Source organism: Bacillus sp. SIMBA_154, from assembly GCF_046536015.1.
Taxonomy (GTDB): Bacteria; Bacillota; Bacilli; order Bacillales; family Bacillaceae; genus Bacillus; species Bacillus pumilus_P.
Map to the genome: position 1 here is coordinate 1 of NZ_JAWJBV010000479.1, position 251 is coordinate 251.

General features: G+C 52.6%; 1 pseudogene. It reads left to right on the top strand.

The window, feature by feature from the left end:
* Window positions 1-251, top strand: a pseudogene (locus R0K30_RS22835) (peptidase M23); the annotation flags it as partial.

Consider the following 251-nt stretch of genomic DNA (forward strand, 5'->3'; position numbering starts at 1 on the left):
GGGATCGGCCTGGACGGCGACGGCGACGGAAAAGCCGAGGTAAGCAATGATGAGGACATCCTTTATACATTTGCACAGTATTTAGCGGGATTCGGAACGGATCTTGACCATATCCGCATCGGCCTCTGGAATTATTACCGCCGTGATCAGACGGTCGGCATTATCACCGAATTCATGACACTGTTTAAAACGTTCGGCCGCCTTGATCTCGGAGAGCACGCCTTTCCGCTTCCCGTGAAGACGGATTACAG